This is a genomic window from Tomitella cavernea, assembly GCF_016599145.1.
GTDB classification, from domain to species: domain Bacteria; phylum Actinomycetota; class Actinomycetes; order Mycobacteriales; family Mycobacteriaceae; genus Tomitella; species Tomitella cavernae.
Genome location: NZ_JAENKO010000057.1, coordinates 1 through 20509, shown reverse-complemented (window position 1 = coordinate 20509; position 20509 = coordinate 1). Strand labels below are relative to the sequence as shown.

Here is a 20509-nt window from a genome sequence, read left to right as displayed (position 1 = left end):
AGCAGGTGCGGCCGCAGTTCGCCTGGGAGTGTCCGGGTGGTGGTGGTTGTGCGTGTTCTTTGAGAACTCAACAGTGTGTCGATGAATGCCAGTGCCAAAATTTTTGGCATGTCATGCCTTGTCGTTGTGGCAGGGTGTGGCTGTTTTGCGGGTCGTGTCTTCCACTCCCTGTCGGGAGGTGCGGTCCGATGTTTTTTTGAAGCTAGGTTTGTTTTGCTAGTGGATTTCTCGATGTGATTTGACTGATTCGCCGTGTCGTCGGGGCTGCTGCTGTGTGTGGTGGTGTCCGGCGGGGTGGTGGGTTGAGAATCTTTCAACGGAGAGTTTGATCCTGGCTCAGGACGAACGCTGGCGGCGTGCTTAACACATGCAAGTCGAACGGAAAGGCCCCTTCGGGGGTACTCGAGTGGCGAACGGGTGAGTAACACGTGGGTGATCTGCCTTGCACTCTGGGATAAGCCTGGGAAACCGGGTCTAATACCGGATATGACCACATGCCGCATGGGGTGTGGTGGAAAGCGTTATGTAGCGGTGTGAGATGGGCCCGCGGCCTATCAGCTTGTTGGTGGGGTAATGGCCTACCAAGGCGACGACGGGTAGCCGGCCTGAGAGGGCGACCGGCCACACTGGGACTGAGACACGGCCCAGACTCCTACGGGAGGCAGCAGTGGGGAATATTGCACAATGGGCGCAAGCCTGATGCAGCGACGCCGCGTGAGGGATGACGGCCTTCGGGTTGTAAACCTCTTTCAGTGCCGACGAAGCGGAAGTGACGGTAGGTACAGAAGAAGCACCGGCCAACTACGTGCCAGCAGCCGCGGTAATACGTAGGGTGCGAGCGTTGTCCGGAATTACTGGGCGTAAAGAGCTCGTAGGCGGTTTGTCGCGTCGTCCGTGAAAACTCGCAGCTTAACTGTGGGCGTGCGGGCGATACGGGCAGACTTGAGTACTGCAGGGGAGACTGGAATTCCTGGTGTAGCGGTGAAATGCGCAGATATCAGGAGGAACACCGGTGGCGAAGGCGGGTCTCTGGGCAGTAACTGACGCTGAGGAGCGAAAGCGTGGGGAGCGAACAGGATTAGATACCCTGGTAGTCCACGCCGTAAACGGTGGGTACTAGGTGTGGGGCCCTTCCACGGGCTCTGTGCCGTAGCTAACGCATTAAGTACCCCGCCTGGGGAGTACGGCCGCAAGGCTAAAACTCAAAGGAATTGACGGGGGCCCGCACAAGCGGCGGAGCATGTGGATTAATTCGATGCAACGCGAAGAACCTTACCTGGGTTTGACATACGCCGGATCGCCGTGGAGACACGGTTTCCCTTGTGGCCGGTGTACAGGTGGTGCATGGCTGTCGTCAGCTCGTGTCGTGAGATGTTGGGTTAAGTCCCGCAACGAGCGCAACCCTTGTCCTGTGTTGCCAGCGGATTATGCCGGGGACTCGCAGGAGACTGCCGGGGTCAACTCGGAGGAAGGTGGGGACGACGTCAAGTCATCATGCCCCTTATGTCCAGGGCTTCACACATGCTACAATGGTCGGTACAGAGGGCTGCGAGACCGTGAGGTTCAGCGAATCCCTTAAAGCCGGCCTCAGTTCGGATTGGGGTCTGCAACTCGACCCCATGAAGTCGGAGTCGCTAGTAATCGCAGATCAGCAACGCTGCGGTGAATACGTTCCCGGGCCTTGTACACACCGCCCGTCACGTCATGAAAGTTGGTAACACCCGAAGCCGGTGGCCCAACCCCTTGTGGGAGGGAGCCGTCGAAGGTGGGATCGGCGATTGGGACGAAGTCGTAACAAGGTAGCCGTACCGGAAGGTGCGGCTGGATCACCTCCTTTCTAAGGAGCATCAAGTGCCTCATTGGCCGCCGTGCGTGTGGTCTGGGGTTGCTCATGGGTGGACACTGGCTGCGCTTTGTTGCAGGAGCTTTCGCGTGGTTCGCCGTGTGTCGGTGGGTTGCGTGGGGTGGGGGTGCTAGTCGGCATGCTGTTGGGCTTTGAGGGAACACGTCACGCGTGTGTGTGGTGGGTTGTCTTGATGTGATGCGCCGGCGGGCCTGTCGGTGGTCTCGTGTGGTTGTTCCGGGTGTTGTGTCCGGGGTGGTCGTGCGGGGTGGCGGGCTGGTGGGTGTGTGTGTTGTTTGAGAACTGGACAGTGGACGCGAGCATCTTTGATCTTTGTGTTGTAAGTGTGTAAGAGCACACGGTGGATGCCTTGGCACCAGGAGCCGATGAAGGACGTGGGAGGCTGCGTTAAGCCTCGGGGAGCTGTCAACCGAGCTGTGATCCGAGGATGTCCGAATGGGGAAACCCAGCAGCGGTGATGCGCTGTTACCCGCGCCTGAATGTATAGGGCGTGTGGAGGGAACGCGGGGAAGTGAAACATCTCAGTACCCGTAGGAAGAGAAAACAATATGTGATTCTGTGAGTAGTGGCGAGCGAAAGCGGATGAGGCTAAACCATGCGCATGTGATACCCGGCAGGGGTTGTGTGTGTGGGGTTGTGGGGCTGCGATGTGCCGGTGCTGCCGTGCCGGCGGGTAGTTGGAGAAAACACATGGTTAGCGGAAGTGGTCTGGGATGGCCTGCCGTAGTGGGTGAGAGTCCCGTACGTGAAAGCTGTGTGTCTGCCTTGTCGTGGTGCCCGAGTAGCAGCGGGCCCGTGAAATCTGCTGTGAATCTGCCGGGACCACCCGGTAAGCCTGAATACTCCCTGGTGACCGATAGCGGATAGTACCGTGAGGGAATGGTGAAAAGTACCCCGGGAGGGGAGTGAAAGAGTACCTGAAACCGTGTGCTTACAATCCGTCAAAGCCTGCGCGTAGTTTGGTCTGCGGTGGGTGATGGCGTGCCTTTTGAAGAATGAGCCTGCGAGTTAGTGGCATGTCGCGAGGTTAACCCGTGTGGGGTAGTCGTAGCGAAAGCGAGTCCGAAGAGGGCGTTGAGTGGCATGTTCTAGACCCGAAGCGGAGTGATCTACCCATGGCCAGGGTGAAGCGACGGTAAGACGTCGTGGAGGCCCGAACCCACTTAGGTTGAAAACTGAGGGGATGAGTTGTGGGTAGGGGTGAAAGGCCAATCAAACTCCGTGATAGCTGGTTCTCCCCGAAATGCATTTAGGTGCAGCGTCGCGTGTTTCACCATGGAGGTAGAGCTACTGGTTGGCTGATGGGCCTTACCGGGTTACTGACGTCAGCCAAACTCCGAATGCCGTGGTGTGAGAGCGTGGCAGTGAGACTGCGGGGGAAAAGCTTCGTAGTCGAGAGGGAAACAGCCCAGATCGCCGGCTAAGGCCCCTAAGCGTGTACTAAGTGGGAAAGGATGTGGGATTGCGAAGACAGCCAGGAGGTTGGCTCAGAAGCAGCCATCCTTGAAAGAGTGCGTAATAGCTCACTGGTCGAGTGATCCTGCGCCGATAATGTAGCGGGGCTCAAGTACACCGCCGAAGCCGCGGCACTCACATGTGTGGTTCGTATCCGCCTGCGGGCGGGTGTGCAGCCGTGTGGGTGGGTAGGGGAGCGTCGTGTAGCCGGGGAAGCGGCGGGGTGACCCAGTCGTGGAGGCTGCGCGAGTGAGAATGCAGGCATGAGTAGCGAAAGACGAGTGGGAAACTCGTCCGCCGAATGACCAAGGGTTCCTGGGCCAGGTTAATCCGCCCAGGGTGAGTCGGGACCTAAGGCGAGGCCGTCAGGCGTAGTCGATGGACAACGGGTTGATATTCCCGTACCCGTGATATCGCGCCCGTGGTGAATCAGTGAGACTAACCATCCTGAAGCCCATGCCGTGCACTTTCGGGTGCGGGGTGTGTGGTGGATGCGTGGGACCTGATCTGGTAGTAGCCAAGCGATGGGGTGACGCAGGAAGGTAGCAGGGCCAGTCAGTGGTAATACTGGTGTAAGCCTGTAGGGCGAGGTGCAGGGAAATCCGTGCCTCATGGTGCCTGAGAGGTGATGCGACCCCGGTGTGGGGGATTCTGTGATCCTATGCTGTCGAGAAAAGCCTCTAGCGAGTGGTGTCATGGCCCGTACCCCAAACCGACACAGGTGGTCTGGTAGAGAATACTGAGGCGATCGAGAGAACTGTGGTTAAGGAACTCGGCAAATTGCCCCCGTAACTTCGGGAGAAGGGGGGCCATGTCTGGTGAACACCCGTGCGGTGGGAGCCGGGTGTGGTCGCAGAGACCAGAGAGAAGCGACTGTTTACTAAAAACACAGGTCCGTGCGAAGTCGTAAGACGATGTATACGGACTGACGCCTGCCCGGTGCTGGAAGGTTAAGAGGACCGGTTAGTGGCTTTCGGGCTGCGAAGCTGAGAATTTAAGCCCCAGTAAACGGCGGTGGTAACTATAACCATCCTAAGGTAGCGAAATTCCTTGTCGGGTAAGTTCCGACCTGCACGAATGGCGTAACGACTTCTCTGCTGTCTCAACCACAGGCTCGGCGAAATTGCATTACGAGTAAAGATGCTCGTTACGCGCGGCAGGACGAAAAGACCCCGGGACCTTTACTATAGCTTGGTATTGGTGTGTGATTCGGTTTGTGTAGGATAGGTGGGAGACTGTGATGCGCCGGCGCCAGCCGGTGTGGAGTCGTTGTTGAAATACCACTCTGATCGTATCGGACTTCTAACCTCGGACCATGATCTGGTTCAGGGACAGTGCCTGGTGGGTAGTTTAACTGGGGCGGTTGCCTCCTAAAGAGTAACGGAGGCGCCCAAAGGTTCCCTCAGCCTGGTTGGCAATCAGGTGTTGAGTGCAAGTGCACAAGGGGGCTTGACTGTGAGACTGACGGGTCGAGCAGGGACGAAAGTCGGGACTAGTGATCCGGCACTGGCTTGTGGAAGCGGTGTCGCTCAACGGATAAAAGGTACCCCGGGGATAACAGGCTGATCTTCCCCAAGAGTCCATATCGACGGGATGGTTTGGCACCTCGATGTCGGCTCGTCGCATCCTGGGGCTGGAGTAGGTCCCAAGGGTTGGGCTGTTCGCCCATTAAAGCGGCACGCGAGCTGGGTTTAGAACGTCGTGAGACAGTTCGGTCTCTATCCGCCGCGCGCGTAAGAAACTTGAGGAAGGCTGTCCCTAGTACGAGAGGACCGGGACGGACGAACCTCTGGTGTGCCAGTTGTTCCGCCAGGGGCATTGCTGGTTGGCTACGTTCGGGAGGGATAACCGCTGAAAGCATCTAAGCGGGAAGCCTGTTCCAAGATGAGGTTTCTTTCCCCCTTAGTGGGGTAAGGCCCCCTAGAGATGATGGGGTTGATAGGCCGGAGCTGGAAGCCCTGTGAGGGGTGTGAGGTGACCGGTACTAATAGGCCGTAGGCTTACCCACAATTTTTGATCGTGTGTTTCGCGTCCACTGTCCGGTGTCTGAGGCAACACCCACACTGCGTGTGTTGGTGTGTGTCGCATGGTGTTGCGGTGGTTATAGCGTGAGGGTCACGCCCGGTCCCATTCCGAACCCGGTAGCTAAGCCTTACTGCGCCGATGGTACTGCACCCGTGGGGTGTGGGAGAGTAGGTCACTGCCGCACAAATATCGCCGGTGGAGGGAACCCCGATAGTATGGGGTTCCCTCCACTGCTGTTTCCGCTGTTCTCCGAACCGCGGACGAGACCGACCACAAGGATGATGCATGAACGCGCAGGAGCCCCGGGACGCATCCGGCGATCGAAGCCGTGGCGCAGACAACGGTTCCCGCGGTCGGCACGCCCAGCCCCGCTACCGGGCCGGCGAAGGCGCTGGCCGCGACCGCCAAGACTCCGGAGATCGCGGCCGGAACGGCAGTCGTCGCTTCGGTCAGCGTGACGGTCGGACGCCGGACGGCTCCGAGGGCAAGAGACGGGGTGACAGGGAAGGCCGGGCCGGTGACAGGCCCGCCGGCGACAGATCGCGTGGCGCCCCGCGGGGCGATTCCTCGCGGAAGGGCGTCCGGCCCCACGGCCGGGATGGCGGAAGCGATGGTGGTCGCGGCGGCCCATACCGTTCCGGGGGCGACGACCGGTCCGGCCGGCCGCGGCACGGCAACGAGGACGGGGCGATGCGTCAGCGTCGGGATCCCGAACCCGTACTGCCCGACGACGTGACGCCCGACGAGCTGGACAAGTCCGTTCGGCGTGATCTGCACACCCTGGACCGTGCCAACGCGGAGACGGTGGCCCGGCACCTCGTCATGGCGGGACGGCTCGTGGACACCGACCCGACTGCGGCGCTGGAGCACGCGCGCGCCGCGCGGGGCCGCGCGGGGCGGGTCGCGGCAGTGCGCGAAGCGGCCGGCATCTCCGCGTACCATGCAGGCGAGTGGGCAGAGTCGCTCTCGGAACTGCGGGCGGCGCGGCGTATGGCCGGGGGGCCGGGGATGCTCGCAGTGATGGCGGACTGCGAACGGGGGCTCGGACGCCCTGAACGAGCGCTCGAGCTCGCCCGGAGCGAGGAGGCGCGGCGGCTGACCGGGGAACCCGCCATCGAACTCAACATCGTCGTGGCAGGCGCGCGCATGGATATGGGCAAGTACGGCGCGGCGGTCGTCACCCTGCAGGGAAAGGACCTGGACCCGGCGCGGACGGGCTCGACATATGCCCGGCTGTTCTACGTGTACGCGGAGGCGCTCCTTGCCGCGGGACGTGAACGCGAAGCGCTTGAGTGGTTCCTCAATTGCGCCGCGGCAGACGACGAGGGGGAGACCGACGCGGAGCAACGCGTCGCCGACCTGAGTGAGGAACAGCCCGGCACGGATGCGACGGTCGGCGCGGCCGGCGGCGAGTAGGCGTTGTTGCCCGGCGATCACCCACGCGACGGCGACTCCGCGGAGGAGGCCCTGGTGCCCGCGGGTCCCCCCGATCCCGCGCGGCCGAGGACGATGGCGCTGTCGGAGGCCTACGATCTGCTGCTGCTCGATCTCGACGGCACCGTGTACCGGGGCGCCGAGCCGATCGACGGTGCCGACGCGGCGCTGGCGGCCTCGCCCGCCCGGCACATATTCGTCACCAACAATGCGAGCCGGAGTCCCGCGGACGTCGCGGAGCACCTCAATGCGCTGCGGATCCGTGCACAGGATCGGGACGTGGTGACGAGCGCGCAGGCCGGGGCGCGTCTCGTAGCGTCTCGGATCGAGGTTGGCGCGCAGGTTCTCGTCGTCGGTGCGGACGCGCTGGCAGAGGAAGTGCGGGGGCAGGGGCTGCGTCCGGTCCGCGCATATTCAGAGTCGGTGGCAGCGGTCGTCCAGGGGTTCGCCCGCTCGGTCGCGTGGGCGGATCTCGCGGAGGCCGCACTCGCCGTCCGTAACGGCGCCTGGTGGGTGGCGACGAACGTCGATTCCACCCTCCCCGACGAACGTGGGTTGCTCCCCGGAAACGGTTCACTGGTGGCGGCACTGGCGACGGCGACGGGCGCCACGCCCACAGTGGCAGGAAAGCCCGGCCGGCCGATCATGGACGACGCGGTGCGCCAGGGTGGGGCGCAACGGCCGCTGGTGGTGGGAGATCGTCTGGACACCGACATCGCAGGCGCGTGCGCCGCGGGACTGGACAGCCTGCTCGTGCTCACCGGGGTATCGACCGCCGCCGAGACGATCCGGGCGAAAGCGGGCATGCGGCCCACATATGTGGCCGCTTCCCTCGGCGCGTTGTCGTTGTCGGCGGACGCCTGCGCGGTGGGCGCGCAGCCGGGCTGGCGTGTCGAGGTCGACGGCGACACCATGCGGGTCGGAGTCGATCGTGCCGCGCAGGGCGTGGCCGGCTCGGCGGAGCCGCTGGTCGATGGCGGATCGGGTCCGGGTGCGCTGTCGGAGACGGCGATGCGCGGCCTGCGGGCGGTCGCCGCCGCTGCCTGGCGTGACGACTTCCAGGGGCGGATCATCGGGACCGACCCGTGGACGCGTGCATTGGCACGCGGGTGGAACGACGGATGAGCCGCTCTTTCGTGTCTGGGGCGCGGAGCACTCCGTTGGGGCGTCCGCACCGCATCGGCTAGCGTTGGGTCTGATGGACGACTCCGGACCCCACCACGGCGTGCGGGCGGCCGGCCCTGTGCCGACGCCTGCCGAGCCGGCCGCGCCCGTGGCGGATCCCGATGCGGTGCGCGAGCAGGTGCACGCGTTGCTCGAGAGGGCTGATAGGGACGGTGCCGCGGATCCGGCGGCGTTGTACGAACAGGCGCATGAGGTGTTGCTCGAGGCGCTCAGCACGCTGGACAGGAACTGATATGGCACGCCGTGCACGCGCGGATGCGGAACTGGTGCGCCGTGGCTTGGCGCGGTCGCGGGACCACGCCGCGCGACTCATCGCGGACGGCCGGGTGCGCTCGGGTCCGCTGCCCGTGGCGAAGCCCGCCACCGGGGTCAGCGCCGGTGATCCGCTGCACGTGACGGAGGTGCCGGACGAGATGGACTGGGCCTCGCGCGGGGCACACAAGCTCCTCGGCGCGTTGGACGGATTCGGGCCGGACGGCCCCACCGTCGCGGGAAGACGATGCCTGGACGCGGGGGCGTCCACCGGCGGATTCACCGACGTTCTGCTGCAGCGCGGTGCGCGCGAGGTGGTGGCCGCCGATGTCGGATACGGCCAGCTCATCTGGCGGTTGCAGAGCGATCCTCGCGTGCGCGTGCACGACCGCACCAACGTCCGCTCGCTGGCCCCGGACACTATCGGCGGCCCGGTGGACCTGGTTGTCGCCGACCTCTCTTTCATCTCGCTCGCCCTGGTTCTGCCCGCGCTGCGGGACTGCGGCCGCCCGGGCGCGGACCTGCTGCCGATGGTGAAGCCGCAGTTCGAGGTGGGCAAGGAGCGCGTCGGCCACGGCGGGGTCGTGCGTGACGCCGGGTTGCGGGCTGAGGCCGTCTGCGGTGTGGCGCGCACGGCAGCCGGGCTGGGTCTGATGACGCTCGGCGCGGTGGCCAGCCCGTTGCCAGGGCCGTCGGGGAACGTCGAGTATTTCCTGTGGCTGCGGCGCTCCGGCGCGGCCGATGACGGGGCGACGGCGCCACCGGACCCGGCGGCCGCCGCTACGGACGGGATCGAGGAGATCGTGCGCCGGGCGGTGGAGGAAGGGCCGCAATGATCGGTCAACCCGGGCAAGAGCCCAACCTCGCCTCCGCGAGCCCTGCCTCCGCGAGCCCCACATCCGCAGATCCCATTCCCGCAGGCCCCGCACCGACCCGCGAGATCCTGCTGGTGGCGCATACCGGCCGCGCGACGATAGCGGACACGGCCCGGCGGGTCTCGCGCATACTCGCCGACGGCGGTATCGGGTTGCGCGTGCTCGACGACGAGGCCGATCGTACGGGGCTGCGGGGCGCCGGATCGGACCGGAAGGCGCACGGCGCCCCGGCTCGTGTTGTTCCGCATGACCACCACGCGGCCGCCGGGTGCGAGATGGTGATCGTGCTGGGCGGCGACGGGACGTTTCTCCGGGCCGCGGAGCTCGCCTGGTATGCGGGCGCGCCGGTATTGGGCATCAACCTCGGCCGCATCGGATTCCTGGCGGAGGCGGAGGCGGACCACCTGGACGAAGCGCTGGGGAGCGTCATCCGCGGCCACTACCGGGTCGAGCACCGGATGACGCTCGACGTGCGCCTGTGCTCCGGAGACACCACGGAGTCGGCCGGGTGGGCGCTCAACGAGGTGAGCATCGAGCGGGGGCGGCACGTCGGCGTGCTCGAGCTGTTGCTGGAAATCGACGGGCGTCCGGTGTCCTCGTTCGGCTGCGACGGGCTGCTGGTGTCCACGCCCACCGGTTCGACGGCCTACGCGTTCTCTGCCGGCGGGCCGGTGGTGTGGCCGGAGCTCGAGGCGGTCCTCGTGGTGCCGAACAATGCGCATGCGTTGTTCTCGCGGCCCATGGTGACCAGCCCGTCGTCGTTGATCGCCGTGGAGGTGGAGCCGTCGGGCAGCGGAGCGGTGATGTACTGCGACGGGCGGCGCGCGGTGCACGTGCCCGCGGGGGCCCGGCTGGAGGTCGTGCGCGGCCGCCACCCGGTGCGCTGGGTGCGGTTGGATTCCGTGCCCTTCGCGGACAGGATGGTGCACAAGTTCGCGCTGCCCGTCCGCGGTTGGCGTGGCCGCGGAGCCTGACCGGACCCGGCGCGGGGCGCGCCGTCGGAACCGCGCCGTCGCATCCGGCGCGGGAGGGATGTCACGGCGCATGGTTAGGATTCGGGTGTGCTTGCGGAGATTCGAATCGACGGACTGGGGGTGATCTCGGCTGCGTCGGCGCGGTTCCACCCCGGGTTCACCGCGTTGACCGGCGAGACCGGCGCCGGCAAGACGATGGTGGTGACCAGCCTCCACCTGCTGGGCGGCGCGCGTTCGGACGCCGGACGGGTGCGCACGGGGGCGGAACGCGCTGCGGTGGAGGGACGGTTCGTCCTCGACGGCCTGCCTGCCGACACCCGCGCGGCCGTCGCTGAGATCGTCGACGCGGGCGCGTCCGAGGTCGACGAGGACGGCAGCATCATCGCCGTGCGCACCGTCGGTAAGGACGGGCGTTCCCGCGCGCATCTCGGCGGCCGAAGCGTGCCCATCGGGCTGCTGGGACGGTTGACGGGCCACCTGCTGGCGGTGCATGGCCAGAACGACCAGCTGCGGCTGCTGCGGCCGGAACGTCGCCGTCGCGCGTTGGACACGTTCGCCGCCGACGAGATCGGCCCGCTGCTCGAGCACTACCGGGAGGTGCGCCGCAGTTACGGTGCGGCGCGCGACGAGTACGCCGTGCGCACCGAGCGGGCCCGGGAGCTGGCGCAGGAATCCGACCGGCTGCGGCTGGGCGCGGAGGAGATCGCCGCCGTGGATCCGCAACCGGGCGAGGACGATGCGATCGCGGCGGAGGTACGCCGCCTGGGGGAGCTCGATTCGCTCCGCGAGGCCGCGGAGTACGTGCAGGCGGCGCTGTCCGGGGCGTCCTCGTTCGCCGGCGAGGCGGAGGGGATCGCGGATCTGGCTTCCGGCGCACGCGGGCGGCTCGGCAACGTCGACGATCCGGCGTTGCGCGCGTTCGTCCCCCGTCTCGACGAGCTCGCGGTGCTGTCGTCGGACCTGGCGGGCGACGTCTCGGGGTATCTGGCGGATCTGCCGTCGGACGGCCGGGCGCTGGACGACCTGCTGCAGCGGCAGGCGGAGCTCAAGGGGCTGACCCGCAAGTACGCGGCGGACATCGACGGCGTTCTGGATTGGGCCCGGGACGCCGAAGAGCGGTTGTCCGGGCTCGATCTGTCCGAGGGGGCGCTGGCGGAGCTCGCGCAACGCGTCGAGAGCCTCCGCGGTGAACTGGCCGACGCGGCGTCGGTACTGCACCGGGCCCGCGTGTCCGCCGCCGCGAAGCTGGGCGAGGCGGTCACCGAGGAACTCGCGGGCCTGGCGATGGGCAAGTCGCGCCTGGCGGCGCAGGTGGATCTCATCGCAGCGCTCGACGACGACCCCTGGCGGATCACCGTCGACGGCGCGCAGGTGCATGCTGCCGCAGACGGGGCGGACGCGGTGGATCTGCTGCTGGGATCGCACCCTTCCGGCGATCCGCTTCCGATCGGCAAAACCGCCTCCGGCGGCGAGTTGTCGCGGGTCATGTTGGCCATCGAGGTGGTGCTCGCCGGACGGGACGGCGGCGGCACCCTCGTGTTCGATGAGGTCGATGCGGGGGTCGGGGGACGGGCGGCCGTGGAGATCGGCCGCCGTCTCGCGCGGCTCGCCCGCACGCACCAGGTGATCGTCGTGACGCATCTTCCGCAGGTCGCCGCGTTCGCGGACGCGCACCTGGTGATCGGCAAGGAAGTCGGGGAGGAGGGGGCCCGCAGCGCGGTGCGCAGCCTCGACGACGAGGAGCGGGTCGGCGAACTGGCCCGGATGCTCGCCGGGCTGGATGACACCGAAACCGGTCGGGCACATGCCGAGGAGCTGCTGGCGACGGCCGGCACGGACCGCGCCGGCCGACCGGGCGGACGGCCGTGATCACCGCATAATCCCCGCCGTCCCCGGCGCGCCTCCACGGGGTGGGGCCGCGGACGGTCCATCATTTCAGGCATGAAGATGCCTGCGTTGCTCTCGCGAAGCACAGACGCGCTCCCGGGCACTGTCGGCCTGGCCCGGGTCGGCCGCGATACGACGAAGCTGCTCAGCCGGGTCGGGGAGGGAGACATCGTCGTGCTCGACGAGGTCGACCTCGACCGCGTCACCGCCGACGCGTTGGTGGAGGCCAAGGTCGCCGCGGTCGTCAACGTCTCGGAGTCGATCTCGGGTCGCTACCCCAACCTGGGGCCGGAAGTGCTCGTGTCGGCGGGCGTCACCCTCATCGACCGCGCGGGCGAGTCTGCGCTGCGCAAAGTCAAGGACGGCGCGCGCGTCCGTCTCCACGAGGGCACCCTGTACTCGGGGGAGCGGCGGCTGGCCGGCGGCACCGAGATGTCCCGGGCGGAGATCGAAGACCTCATGATCGAGGCGAAGACCGGCCTGGTCAACCATCTCGAGGCCTTCTCCGGCAACGCGATCGAGTTCATCCGGAGCGAAAGCCCGCTGCTGATCGACGGGGTGGGCGTACCGGACATCGACATCGACCTCGACGGCCGCCACGTCGTCGTCGTCGCGGACGGCCCCGAGCATGCGGAGGACCTCAAGCGCCTCAAGCCGTTCGTCAAGGAGTATTCGCCGGTCCTCGTGGGAGTGGGAAAGGGGGCCGACGCGCTCGTGAAGGGCGGCTACCGGCCGGACCTCATCGTGGCAGATCCGGCCGACGTGACCGCGGAGACGCTTCGGTGCGGGGCGCAGGTCGTGCTCCCCGCCGACCAGGACGGGCATGCCCCCGGCCTGGAGCGGATCCAGGATCTGGGCATCGGAGCCATGACGTTCCCCGCCGCCGGCTCGCCCACCGACCTCGCGCTGCTGCTGGCCGACCATCACGGCGCAGCTCTCATCGTCACCGTCGGCGCCAGCGCGTCCCTCGACGAGTTCTTCGACCGGAGCCGGGGCGATTCGAATCCGTCCTCGTTCCTGACCCGGCTCAAGGTCGGTCAGAAGCTGGTCGACGGAAAGGCCGTGGCCACGCTGTACCGGAGCCGTGTGTCCGGGCTCGCCATCACGATGCTCATCCTGGCGGCCATGCTCGCCGTGGTTGCCGCGGTGGCCGTCACAGGCACGGGCCAGGAGTTCCTCGACTGGGCCGTCGACGCCTGGAACTCCGTCGCCGTGAAGTTCCAGGAGCTTTTCACGTGATCTCGCTTCGCCAGCATGCCATCTCGATTGCGGCGATCTTCCTGGCACTCGCCATCGGGGTGGTGTTGGGTTCCTCCGTGCTCTCCGACAACCTGCTTTCCGGGTTGACCGACGACAAGCAGGATCTGCAGTCGCAAGTGCACGACCTGCAGTCGCAGGTGAACGCGCAGAACCTGCAGCTGCAGGCGGCCGACGGATTCGATTCCGCCGTCGCGGGCCGGGTGGTCGGCGGGACGCTGACCGACCGCACCGTGGTGGTGTTCACGACTCCGAGCGCCTCACCGGAGAGCGTCGACGCGGCGGTGGGCCTCGTCGCGGCCGCGGGCGGCACGGTCACAGGGCAGGTGGGGCTGACCGACGCGTTCGTCACCGCGCAGGGCGCCGATCAACTGCGGGCGACGGTGACCAACGTCGTGCCGGCGGGCGTGCAGCTGAGCACCGGGGCGGTCGACCCGGGCAGCATGGGCGGCGACCTGCTGGGCGCCGTCCTGATGTTGGACCCGGAGACTGCCCAGCCCCAGTCGACCCCCGCCGAGCGGGATCTGGCGATGCAGACGCTGCGGTCGGGCGGGTTCATCTCCTACCAGGACGGGACCGTCGAGCCCGGCCAGCTCGCGCTGGTCGTGACGGGCACCTCCGATGACGGCAACAAGGGTCCGATCGTCGCCCGGTTCGCGGCGGCGGTGGACACGCGGGGCGCGGGAACCGTGCTCGCAGGCGATGCCGGTTCCGCGGAAGGCAACGGCGCCGTGGCGGTGGCGCGTTCGGACGCGGCGATCTCCCACCACTTGAGCACCGTCGACAACGTCGAGCGCAGCGCGGGGCAGATCAGTACCGTGTTGGCGCTGCGCGAGGAACTCGAGGGGCGCTCGGGACAGTTCGGCGTCGGCCCTGGAGCCGGCGCGCTCACGGTCTCGTAGACTCCGTGCGCGCGGCGCCGGGCGAGGTGTTACCGTGAGGTCCCGTGGGTCGGCGGGCCCAATCCATCCACCTGCAAGGTCACACGGGAGCTTCGTTGCAACTGCCACGCCGTTCGGCGCGTATTTCGACCAAGTACCTTTTCGTCACCGGCGGCGTCGCGTCGTCGCTGGGCAAGGGACTCACCGCATCCAGCCTGGGCCAGCTGCTGATCTCCCGGGGGCTCCGGGTGACGATGCAGAAGCTGGACCCGTATCTCAATGTGGACCCGGGCACGATGAACCCGTTCCAGCACGGTGAGGTCTTCGTCACCGAGGACGGTGCGGAGACGGATCTCGACATAGGCCACTACGAGCGCTTCCTGGACAGGGACCTGTCGGGCTTCGCCAACGTCACCACCGGCCAGGTGTACTCGGAGGTGATCGCCAAGGAGCGCCGCGGCGAGTACCTCGGCGACACCGTCCAGGTGATCCCGCATATCACCGACGAGATCAAGCGGCGCATCCTCGCCATGGCGGGCGAGGACGACGAGGGCAACGTTCCCGACGTCGTCATCACCGAGATCGGCGGCACGGTCGGCGACATCGAGTCGCAGCCGTTCCTCGAGGCCGCGCGCCAGATCCGGCACGACGTGGGCCGCGACAACGTGTTCTTCATGCACGTCTCGCTGATCCCCTACCTCGCCCCGTCCGGCGAACTGAAGACCAAGCCCACCCAGCACTCGGTGGCGGCGCTGCGGAACATCGGCATCCAGCCCGATGCGCTCATCCTGCGCGCCGACCGGGACGTGCCGGATCCGCTGCGGGCCAAGATCGCGCTGATGTGCGACGTCGACATCGACGGCGTCATCTCCACCCCGGACGCACCGTCCATCTACGACATCCCCAAGGTGCTGCACCGCGCCCAGCTGGACGCGTACGTGGTGCGCAAGCTCGGACTGCCCTTCCGCGACGTCGACTGGACCGTCTGGGGCGACCTGCTGCGCCGGGTGCATGAGCCCACGGAGACCGTGCGCCTCGCGCTCGTCGGCAAGTACGTCGATCTGCCGGACGCGTACCTGTCGGTGACCGAGGCGCTGCGTGCCGGGGGGTTCGCCCACCGGGCGCGTGTCGAGATCGTGTGGGTGCCCTCGGACGATTGCGAGACCGAGGCGGGCGCGCACGCAGCGCTGGGTGACGTGGACGGCGTGCTCATCCCGGGCGGGTTCGGCATCCGCGGCATCGAGGGCAAGCTGGGGGCGATCCGGTTCGCGCGCACACGAGGCATCCCACTGCTGGGCCTGTGCCTGGGGCTGCAGTGCGTGGTGATCGAGGCGGCGCGATCGGCGGGGATCACGCAGGCCGGATCGACGGAGTTCGACCCGGGCACCCCAGACCCGGTGATCTCGACGATGGCGGATCAGGAGGCGGCGGTCGCGGGCGAGGCGGACCTCGGCGGCACGATGCGCCTGGGCGCCTACCCGGCGCAGCTGCTGCCCGGCTCGGTCGTAGCGCAGGCCTACGGTGCGGAGACCATCAGCGAACGGCACCGCCACCGTTACGAGGTCAACAACTCCTACCGTGAGCGACTCGCGTCCACCGGCCTGGTGTTCAGCGGGACGTCGCCGGACGGTCGGCTCGTCGAGTTCGTCGAACTGCCGCGGGAGGTTCACCCGTTCTTTGTTGCCACGCAGGCGCACCCGGAACTCAAGAGCAGGCCCACCCGTCCGCACCCCCTGTTCGACGTGTTCGTCGCCGCGGCACTCGCCTACAAGGCGGAGGAGCGGCTGCCGGTGGACATCCCGGGCCGCGAAGACGCCGCCCAGGGGCCGGCGGCACACGAACCGGCCGAGAATGGCGATGGTGACGCCGCGCGGGTGCGCGCTGGTGCGGAGGACTGATAGCCCCATGAGCGACGACGGCGCTGCGGACGCCGACCGGCACGAGTTCGCCGTGGCGGGATCCGCGACGGTCTACGACGGTGCGATCGTCGCCCTGCGGGTGGACGAGGTGGAGATGCCGGGTGGCGGGACTGCCCGCCGTGAGGTGGTGGAGCACCACGCGGCGGTGGTCATCGCCGCCGTCGACGACGACGACAGGATCACGCTCATACGTCAATACCGGCACCCGCTGGGACGGAGGATCTGGGAGCTTCCCGCCGGGCTGATGGACGTCGCCGGCGAGGCGGCGCTGACAGGCGCGCAACGCGAGCTGCACGAGGAGGCAGGGCTCACGGCGTCCCGCTGGTCGGTGCTCGTCGACCTGGCCGCGTCTCCCGGATTCACCGACGAGACCCTGCGTGTGTATCTGGCGGAGGGGATCACGGACGTGGGCCGACCCGAGGCGCACGACGAGGAAGCCGACCTCCAGGTGCGGTCCGTCCCGCTGGGGGAGGCGGTGGCGATGGTGTTCGCCGGCGAGATCGTCAACGCGGCGGCCGTCGCGGGCATCCTTGCGGTGTCCGCGGTGCGCGCCGGCCACGGGCAGTCCCGCACGCCGGAGTCCCCGCCGCCGGTGGCCGCCGAGGCGTTCGCCGCGCGTGCACGGTCACGGGGCGGCCGCTGAGATGGATCCCGCGGAGGAGGTCGAGGCGGCGTCGGCGCGAGCGGACGTGTTGAGCATCCAGATCCGCGGGTACCTGGACCATCTCGCCGTGGAGCGCGGTGCGGCCCGCAACACGCTCGCCTCCTATACCCGTGACCTGCACCGGTACGGGCGTTATCTGCACGCTCTGGACGTGCACGACCTCGCCGACGTGACGGAAGCGACGGTGGCGGGATTCCTCGCGGACTTGCGCCGCGGCGACCCTGGCGAGGGGGTGCCGCCGTTGGCGGCGAGTTCCGCGGCGCGCGCCCTCGTCGCGGCCCGCGGGCTGCACAAGTTCGCGGCGGCCGAGCGGCTCATCCCCGCGGACGTGGCACGCGAGGTGCACCCGCCGCGGGCGGGCCGCCGGCTCCCGAAGGCGCTGACGGTGGACGAGGTGATCCGGCTGCTCGACGCCGCGGGCGGTACCGGTGAGGGGGCCGAGTCCGGCGCGGGAGGGGCGACGGCGGTGCCGCGCGGCCTGCGCGACCGGGCACTGCTGGAGACGCTCTACTCGACGGGGGCGCGGATCTCCGAAGCGATCGCACTCGACATCGACGACATTGACGCGGAGACCCGCTCGGTGATCCTTGCGGGCAAGGGGGGCAAGGAGCGCATCGTCCCGGTGGGGCGGCCGGCGCTTGCGGCGGTCGACGCGTACCTGGTACGTGGCCGGCCCGCCCTGGCCAAGCGCGGGGGAGCGGCGGTGTTCCTCAACGCGCGCGGCGGACGGCTGTCGCGGCAGAGCGCATGGCAGGTGCTGCAGGATGCGGCGTCCCGAGCGGGGATCACGGCGGGCGTGTCCCCGCATACGCTGCGGCACTCGTTCGCCACGCACCTTCTCGACGGGGGAGCGGATGTGCGGGTGGTCCAGGAACTGCTGGGGCACGCGTCGGTGTCGACCACGCAGGTCTACACCATGGTGACGGTCACCGCGCTGCGGGAGGTCTGGGCCGGTGCGCACCCGAGGGCGCGGTGACGCCCCGCCGCGGCCCGCGGACGAGCGCTGCGGCGGTGGTGTGCAGAGCCGTTCCCCGGGCGCGCGGCGGGGCGGGGACGGTGCCGTGCGCCCCGGGCCGTCGGGCGGATAGGCTCCGCATGGAGGTTTCGGACAATAGACTGGCCGCGACGGAACGGGCCCGCGTCGAGCGGAGGGGAGTACCGATTGTGACTGCAGCGCAACCGCCGGCATCCGATCGCGGCATCGCGGAGGCCGGGGACGGCGGGTTGTTCGGGTCACCGGAACGCAGGTCGGACGACGCGGCGGTCTCGGAGGCCGTGGAACTGGGGCCAACCGGGCGCCCGGTGCGGGATATCCCCGAGCCGGGGCCGGCGCCCCGGGGCGGCACCGCCCGGGTGATCGCGATGTGCAATCAGAAGGGCGGGGTGGGCAAGACCACCTCGACGATCAACCTCGGCGCCGCGATCGCGGAATGCGGGCGCCGGGTGCTCATGGTGGATCTGGACCCGCAGGGGGCACTTTCGGCGGGGCTCGGCGTGGCGCACCACGACCTGGAACGCACCGTCTACAACCTCCTGGTCGAGCGGGGGGTGGACATAGACGACGTCGTCATGCGTACCCGCGTCGAGGGACTGGACCTGCTGCCCAGCAACATCGATCTGTCGGCGGCGGAGATCCAGCTGGTCAGTGAGGTCGGGCGGGAGCAGGCTCTGGCGCGCGTGCTGCACCCTGTGCTCGACCGCTACGACTACGTGCTGATCGACTGCCAGCCGTCGCTGGGCCTGCTCACGGTGAACGCGCTGGCGTGTTCGGACAGCGTGCTGATCCCCATGGAGTGCGAATTCTTCAGCCTGCGCGGACTCGCCCTGCTCAACGACACCATCGACAAGGTCCGCGACCGCCTCAACCCGCGCCTGACGCTCGAGGGCATCCTCGTCACGATGTTCGACGCGCGCACCCTGCACTCGCGTGAGGTCATGTCCCGAGTGGTCGAGGTCTTCGGCGACGCCGTGTTCGACTCCGTGATCTCGCGGACGGTCCGATTCCCGGAGACCTCCGTGGCGGGTGAGCCGATCACCACCTGGGCCCCGAAATCCACGGGCGCGCAGTCCTACCGGACACTGGCACGCGAAGTCATCCACCGCACGGGCCGGTGACCGCGGCGGACGCGGCACCGGAAGGTGCCGCGGAGGGCGCCGTGGACGGTGAGGGCGCAGCCGACGGCGGAGGTTTCACCGTCCGGCTGCAGAACTTCGAGGGGCCCTTCGACCTGCTCCTGCAGCTGATCGGCCAGCACCGCTTGGATGTCACCGAGGTGGCCCTGCATGTGGTGACCGACGACTTCATCGCCTACACCAAACAGCTCGGCGCGCAGATGGGCCTCGACCAGACGACGGAGTTCCTCGTCATCGCTTCGACGCTGCTGGACCTCAAGGCGGCGCGGCTGTTGCCGTCGGGCGAAGTGGAGGACGAGGCGGACCTGGAGCTGCTGGAGATCCGCGACCTGCTGTTCGCGCGGATCCTGCAGTACCGCGCGTACAAGCAGGTGGCGGAGCTCTTCCGGGAGCTCGAGGCGGCGGCGCTGCAGCGGTATCCGGCGGCGGTGCCGCTGGAGGAGCGGTTCACGGACCTGTTGCCGGAAGTGCGGATCGGCGCCGGGCCCGGGCGGCTCGCGGAGATCGCCGCCTACGCCATGCGACCCAGGGAGGTCCCGTCGGTGGGGCTGGACCACCTGCACGCGCCGCGCGTGTCTGTGCAGGAGCACGCGCAGCGCATCGTCGAACTGCTGCGGCAGCGCGGCGCGGACGCGCGTGCGACGTTCACCGAGCTGGTGGGCGAGTGCGGCACCCGGTTGGAGATCGTCGCCCGTTTCCTGGGCCTGTTGGAGCTGTACCGGCAGCGCGCCGTCACCTTCGACCAGCCCGAGCCGCTCGGCGATCTGCTGGTGGAATGGACCGGCGAGGACGGCGCCGACGACATCGACGACGAGGAGTACGCATGACGACGTCCGGTGGTGCAGGTGCCGACGATGCCGGCGCCGGAATGGAGCAGGAGGCTGCGCCCCCGGCGGATGAGCGCGTGGACGCCATCATCGAGTCGCTGCTTCTTGTGGCCGACGCGCCGGTGCCCGTCGCAGTGTGCGCGGAGGTGATCGGGATCCCGGAGGCGCGTGCGCAGGCGCGGCTGACGGCGCTGTCCCGACGCTACGACGACTCCGGCAGCGGAATGGACCTGCGCTTCACTGGAGAAGGGTGGCGTCTGTTCACCCGCACCGAGTACGCGCCATACGTGGAACGGCTGCTGCTGGACGGGACGCGCGCCACACTGACCAGGGCCGCGCTGGAGACGCTGGCGGTGATCGCATACCGTCAACCGGTGACCCGTACCCGCGTCGCGGCGGTGCGGGGGGTCAACGCGGACGGCGTGATGCGTACCCTTGTGGCGCGGGGATTGATCACCGAGGCCGGACCGGACCCCGAGACCCGCGGGACGCTCTACGCCACCACCGGACTGTTCCTCGAACGGCTCGGGCTGGACTCGCTCGAGGATCTTCCTCCGCTGGCGCCGCTGCTGCCGGACGAGGACGTCATCGAGTACATCGGCGACAACCTCGACGACGATCCCCGGGTCATGAAGATGTACGCGCGCTCCTCCGCGGCCGCGGAGAACACAACCGAAACAGATGTGGACGATCACTGATGAGACCCGCTCGCCGAGATGGCACACCGGATCGAGACCGAAACCCCCGCGCCGCGCGCGGCGGGGGGAGCAACCGCGCTGGGGCCGGCAGGCCGCACGGGCGCACGCCCGCACGTGACGGGCAACCAGGCAAGCCCGCACGCGGTGAGCACGGCGGCAAGCGCGGCGAGGGCGGCCGG

Annotated in this window: 14 protein-coding genes and 3 rRNA genes; all 17 read left to right on the top strand. The window is 68.0% G+C overall.

The features are described from left to right. Window positions 1-313: 313 nt before the first annotated feature. Window positions 314-1837 (top strand): 16S ribosomal RNA (locus JJ683_RS16285). Window positions 1838-2181: 344 nt separating this feature from the next. Continuing rightward, window positions 2182-5327, top strand: a 23S ribosomal RNA gene (locus JJ683_RS16280). Between the two features lie 85 nt (window positions 5328-5412). After that, window positions 5413-5528, top strand: a 5S ribosomal RNA gene (gene rrf, locus JJ683_RS16275). Together the 16S, 23S and 5S rRNA genes form the textbook arrangement of a ribosomal RNA operon. Before the next feature lie 101 nt (window positions 5529-5629). After that, a complete protein-coding gene (locus tag JJ683_RS19825) occupies window positions 5630-6760 on the top strand; it encodes a hypothetical protein (protein WP_200175655.1) in 1131 nt (376 codons plus the stop codon). A gap of 93 nt (window positions 6761-6853) precedes the next feature. Then, a complete protein-coding gene (locus tag JJ683_RS16265; protein ID WP_200175658.1) occupies window positions 6854-7903 on the top strand; it encodes an HAD-IIA family hydrolase in 1050 nt (349 codons plus the stop codon). A gap of 73 nt (window positions 7904-7976) precedes the next feature. Continuing rightward, window positions 7977-8195: a hypothetical protein gene (locus JJ683_RS16260; RefSeq protein WP_207280307.1), complete on the top strand. Its 219-nt coding sequence runs from the start codon at window positions 7977-7979 to the stop codon at window positions 8193-8195. Between the two features lies 1 nt (window position 8196). After that, window positions 8197-9051, top strand: a complete 855-nt coding sequence (locus tag JJ683_RS16255) for a TlyA family RNA methyltransferase (protein WP_200175654.1) — start codon at window positions 8197-8199, stop codon at window positions 9049-9051. Next, complete coding sequence (locus JJ683_RS16250; RefSeq protein ID WP_200175653.1) at window positions 9048-10064, top strand: NAD kinase; 1017 nt, start codon at window positions 9048-9050, stop codon at window positions 10062-10064. Before JJ683_RS16255 ends, JJ683_RS16250 begins: the two co-directional genes overlap by 4 nt. An 87-nt stretch (window positions 10065-10151) precedes the next feature. Then, entirely contained in the window at window positions 10152-11933 is a 1782-nt protein-coding gene (gene recN / locus JJ683_RS16245; protein ID WP_200175652.1) for a DNA repair protein RecN, read from the top strand. Window positions 11934-12005: 72 nt separating this feature from the next. Continuing rightward, on the top strand, window positions 12006-13190 hold the full coding sequence (gene steA, locus JJ683_RS16240; RefSeq protein ID WP_200175650.1) for a putative cytokinetic ring protein SteA: 1185 nt from the start codon (window positions 12006-12008) through the stop codon (window positions 13188-13190). Beyond that, a complete protein-coding gene (locus JJ683_RS16235) occupies window positions 13187-14110 on the top strand; it encodes a copper transporter (RefSeq protein WP_200175648.1) in 924 nt (307 codons plus the stop codon). Before steA ends, JJ683_RS16235 begins: the two co-directional genes overlap by 4 nt. 95 nt (window positions 14111-14205) lie before the next feature. Further along, window positions 14206-15987: a CTP synthase gene (pyrG, locus tag JJ683_RS16230; RefSeq protein WP_372435324.1), complete on the top strand. Its 1782-nt coding sequence runs from the start codon at window positions 14206-14208 to the stop codon at window positions 15985-15987. 7 nt (window positions 15988-15994) lie between these two features. After that, window positions 15995-16651 (top strand): NUDIX domain-containing protein, encoded by a 657-nt coding sequence (locus JJ683_RS16225; RefSeq protein ID WP_200175646.1) that lies wholly within the window; start codon window positions 15995-15997, stop codon window positions 16649-16651. 1 nt (window position 16652) lies between these two features. Further along, complete coding sequence (xerD, locus tag JJ683_RS16220; RefSeq protein WP_200175645.1) at window positions 16653-17648, top strand: site-specific tyrosine recombinase XerD; 996 nt, start codon at window positions 16653-16655, stop codon at window positions 17646-17648. Window positions 17649-17896: 248 nt separating this feature from the next. After that, a complete protein-coding gene (locus JJ683_RS16215) occupies window positions 17897-18787 on the top strand; it encodes a ParA family protein (RefSeq protein WP_242474791.1) in 891 nt (296 codons plus the stop codon). Continuing rightward, window positions 18784-19632, top strand: coding sequence for a segregation and condensation protein A (locus JJ683_RS16210; protein ID WP_200175642.1), 849 nt, complete (start codon window positions 18784-18786; stop codon window positions 19630-19632). The genes JJ683_RS16215 and JJ683_RS16210 overlap by 4 nt, the downstream gene beginning before the upstream one ends. Next, complete coding sequence (scpB, locus tag JJ683_RS16205) at window positions 19629-20330, top strand: SMC-Scp complex subunit ScpB (RefSeq protein WP_200175641.1); 702 nt, start codon at window positions 19629-19631, stop codon at window positions 20328-20330. The genes JJ683_RS16210 and scpB overlap by 4 nt, the downstream gene beginning before the upstream one ends. The last annotated feature ends 179 nt before the right edge of the window (window positions 20331-20509 follow it).

Excerpts from the sequence above, each read along its gene's own strand:
- JJ683_RS19825 (WP_200175655.1), top strand. The coding sequence starts at position 5,630 with ATGAACGCGCAGGAGCCCCGGGACGCATCCGGCGATCGAAGCCGTGGC.
- JJ683_RS16265 (WP_200175658.1), top strand. The coding sequence starts at position 6,854 with ATGGCGCTGTCGGAGGCCTACGATCTGCTGCTGCTCGATCTCGACGGC.
- JJ683_RS16260 (WP_207280307.1), top strand. The coding sequence starts at position 7,977 with ATGGACGACTCCGGACCCCACCACGGCGTGCGGGCGGCCGGCCCTGTG.
- JJ683_RS16255 (WP_200175654.1), top strand. The coding sequence starts at position 8,197 with ATGGCACGCCGTGCACGCGCGGATGCGGAACTGGTGCGCCGTGGCTTG.
- JJ683_RS16250 (WP_200175653.1), top strand. The coding sequence starts at position 9,048 with ATGATCGGTCAACCCGGGCAAGAGCCCAACCTCGCCTCCGCGAGCCCT.
- steA (WP_200175650.1), top strand. The coding sequence starts at position 12,006 with ATGAAGATGCCTGCGTTGCTCTCGCGAAGCACAGACGCGCTCCCGGGC.
- JJ683_RS16225 (WP_200175646.1), top strand. The coding sequence starts at position 15,995 with ATGAGCGACGACGGCGCTGCGGACGCCGACCGGCACGAGTTCGCCGTG.
- xerD (WP_200175645.1), top strand. The coding sequence starts at position 16,653 with ATGGATCCCGCGGAGGAGGTCGAGGCGGCGTCGGCGCGAGCGGACGTG.
- scpB (WP_200175641.1), top strand. The coding sequence starts at position 19,629 with ATGACGACGTCCGGTGGTGCAGGTGCCGACGATGCCGGCGCCGGAATG.